This window comes from Roseovarius halophilus (ex Wu et al. 2025), assembly GCF_047086965.1.
Genome location: NZ_JBKOTX010000351.1, coordinates 1 through 3,452 on the forward strand (window position 1 = coordinate 1; position 3,452 = coordinate 3,452).

General features: G+C 61.3%; 1 protein-coding gene and 2 pseudogenes. 1 reads left to right on the forward strand and 2 read right to left on the reverse strand.

The window, feature by feature from the left end; translation table 11 throughout:
* Positions 1–235: 235 nt before the first annotated feature.
* Positions 236–1,987, reverse strand: a complete 1,752-nt coding sequence (locus ACH107_RS31185; protein WP_412509545.1) for a DEAD/DEAH box helicase — start codon at positions 1,985–1,987, stop codon at positions 236–238.
* A gap of 105 nt (positions 1,988–2,092) precedes the next feature.
* Positions 2,093–3,256 (reverse strand): annotated as a pseudogene (locus ACH107_RS31190) (TM0106 family RecB-like putative nuclease); the annotation flags it as partial.
* An 81-nt stretch (positions 3,257–3,337) separates the two neighbouring features.
* On the opposite strand from ACH107_RS31190, the pseudogene ACH107_RS31195 reads away from it, so the two are divergent.
* Positions 3,338–3,452 (forward strand): annotated as a pseudogene (locus tag ACH107_RS31195) (IS5/IS1182 family transposase); the annotation flags it as partial.

Below are 3,452 nucleotides of genomic sequence, written 5' to 3' on the forward strand. Positions count from 1 at the left end.
TTCCATCAGCTTGTCCAAAAGGTCTTTGTCGATGCTCATTCGTGGTCTCCTTTTCAGAACCGTTACCACGCCAGAGCACAAAATTCAGGATAGTCCCCGTGGTCTCCAAGCTGAGCGCCCAATCGCAGTCGGCCGGGAGGCGCTGCGGCTTTGCGGCGCAAGACCGGGATGCATCATATAATCCGGCATCGCAGCTTACTCGCGCTAAAGCGGACAGGACAGCGATTTCATCACTTCATCCCCCGGGCACGGTCGGCAAGGCGCACAAGGTATTCACCAGCCGCATCTGGTCGACCGTTTCACACTTCGCCTCTCGCAGTCGTGGCGCGCCGAAGATCAGCGCCAACGCCTTGGCGCGTGAGACAGCCACGTTGATCCGATTGAGCGAGAACAGGAACTCCATGCCGCGCGAGGTTTCCTCGGCCGATGAGGCGGTCATGGAAACGAGGCAGACGGACGCCTCCTGTCCTTGAAACTTGTCGACCGTGCCGACGCGGACTTCGGGCGGCAGTGCATCGCGAAGGGCGTTCACCTGCGCGTTGTAGGGAGCGACGACAATGATGTCGTTCTCGCGCATGGGGCGGCGCGTGCCGTCCTTTTCCGTCCACTCGCCCTGCAGAAGTTCGGCGACCGCCAGCTGGATCGCGGCGACTTCCTCCTCTGAGACCTGTGCATTCCCTGCATGTTCAACAGGGACCCAGAAGGCTCCGGCCTCGGGAACGTGAGTGCCGCTCAACGCCTGTCGAGCGGTATCGGGGTGGCTGGTCAGCCGCCCATCGTAAACCTGTTGCGAGATAAAGCAGCAAACCTCCGGCTGCATGCGCCGCGAGACTGGAAGGAAAATGCCCCGATCTTTAGACACCGTCGCGTGATCGCCGAGTATCCAGTCGAGGCAGGAAAGATGGGCAGGTGGCGGGTGCGCGCCCTGAATGACCTGCGGCAGCTGACGCGGGTCGCCGACCAGCACAATGTTGCGCGCAGCGCGCCCCATGGCGACCATATTGGCAAAGCCAACCTGTCCCGCCTCGTCCACAAAGAGCCAGTCAAGCGTCTGCTCAAACTCCGGGCGCGAGAAGAGAAAGGCCGTGCCTCCGACGATATCAGCCTCTGTGAGCACCGGGTCCTGGTTGGACGTGACACGAGAGATGCCGGTCACGCCCACGGGATAGCCGTCGTCTGTACCGCTTACCTTGTGAGCTAGCGTGGCGCTCTCTGGTGTGATGTCTGGATCGTGGTCCTCTATAGCACTCAGACACCCCATCAGCACATTGCGAATGGCCTCGTGGCTGTTTGAGGCCACGCCGACGCGGTAGCCTTGTCGTACCAGCGACAAGATCGCGCGCGACGTGACGTAGGTCTTGCCCGTGCCCGGCGGCCCTTGAACCGGTAACACGGTGCTGTCCATCGCACCCACGGCCGCGATCGTCCCGGCCACCGGATCGGCGCCATCCAGCAGGTCGGGCTTCGCGCCGGTTTTAAGGCGCGGTGCTGCGCAAGACAAAAGGTCGTCAATGGCGGTAAACTGACGCTGCTCGCATTGATCCTTGATGACAGCGCGCAGAGCTGCGGCGATGACGTCGGTCTTGAGCGGCCAGTCTGGGTGCAGCGTCAGGTGGTCGGTCAGTAGATCGACCTTATTTACCCCAGTCTTGAGAGTAATCTTTCGCTTGGTCGGGTCGAGATCTGCGATGTCGATGGTGGTTGGATGTCCGTCAGCGACTGGCACCGTCGCCTTCTTGCCGCCCCTCAGCTTCGTTTCCTGGGGCGGGAACCGATAGGTGCGGGCCATGGATCGTTTCACCGGTTCCGCCGGGCCAACCGCCTCGAGCCCGGCAAGCGCATCGAGGTCGTCGATCAGCTCGTCCTCGTCCTTCCCGACGCTGTCGAAAACGGCCCATTGCGCCGGTTTCGCCTCGCGCTTGTGAAAGAAGCCAAGGTTGAAGAGCATCTGTTGCCGTTCCGCGGGCAGACCCGAATTGGCAAGCATGCCGCGCAAGTTTTTGGCGTCTTCGTCTTCAGTCTTCTCTTGGTCTCCCGCGTCCTCGCCCAGACGCGGCCAGGAGCCTTCTGGCCGGACCTCGACTAGCCAGTCCCGAAGTTCCTCCGTGGAGATGCAGTCGATACGGTTGTAGTCCTCGATCTCATCGAGGATTTGCTGCTCGCCCGTCTCACGCCAGCGTTCGTAGGCGACAACCGACCCTCCCGCCGTCGTTACCTCGCCATCGCGCTCTCGCTCGTAGAAAGCCTCCATCGACTTGATTGAATAATTCGCCTCCGAGCAGATCAAGCCGCCGCGCACGACGGCGTAGAGATCGACAAAGCGACGCTCACGCAGAAGCCGGTCGAAAAACGCCTCACAGATCCCGTATTTTCTAGTTAGGCGATCGAGCGCGGTTATCTCGTAGGGTGCATAGTGGTAGATACGCGCCTCAGGATTTTTTTCGAGCCGCGCCCGAAAGAACTCCAGCAGCTCTGACAGCGCGCGCGCCTCCGCCTTGTGGTCATGCGCCCAGAACGCGCGGAACTGGTTATCGTACCAAACACCATGCAGGTATTCGAGGCCGCCTTCGTAGTGAGGATCGCCCTCGATGTCGTAAAAGATATCGCCGCATTTTGGCTCGGGTAGCAGGTTGAAACCTTTGACTGGCTCTGGCGCGCGCAGTTCGTAAGCCGGCGCTCCTGTCTTGCGGGCATGTTGAAGACGAGCCTGCGTGACGAGCTTTGCCCGTGTGGTTTCCGCCATGCCGGGGATCTGCTCGTCGTTCCCGGCCAGCGCCTCCATCGTGGTGATCCCCGCCGCTTCGAGTTTCTTCACCTGACCGCGCCCGATGCCAGCGACATTGAATAAGCTGTCCTCGGCGTCCCAGACGCTTTCGCAGTGGTCGGCCCAACGGCATAACGCACAATCGGCGCAGGGGATGGGGCGTGTGGGCCATGGGTCAGCCACGAAAGCCTCAAGACGTGCGCGCGCGCCGCGTGCGTATTGGGCATAGTCTGCGAGGCGTAGGGGCGCGCGCTTTCCTGAGCCGAGTTCGACGTAGGCGAACTCGGGGTGCACCTCCTGAATTTCGGACAGAAGGTCAGAGTAGAGCACGAGCTGAAGGACGTGCTTTGGATGGGGCTGCTGTTTCAGCTTAGTATCTGCGACTTCGTAGCTGAAAGGCCCAAGCGCCGAGGGCCGCTCCACGCGCTCCAGAAAATCGGACCAGCCGCCCCAATTACCTGACACCAACGCGCCTTGAAAAACGACGTCAGGCCCTTCAGGGCACCTCTAAAAATTGCCCTGAACCCGGCGCTGCGGTATGATGGGGTGGCAAACCGTGATGGGGGTAAGACGATGGCGCAGATGGGTTTTTGATCTTTCGGACCGGTATGCGAGCCTCGATGCCAAGCGCGATCCGTTGGTCGAGATCGACGCCGTGGTGCCGTGGGAGGAGTTTCGCCCGGCGCTC

Excerpts from the sequence above, each read along its gene's own strand:
- ACH107_RS31185 (WP_412509545.1), bottom strand. The coding sequence starts at position 1,987 with ATGCTTGCCAATTCGGGTCTGCCCGCGGAACGGCAACAGATGCTCTTC.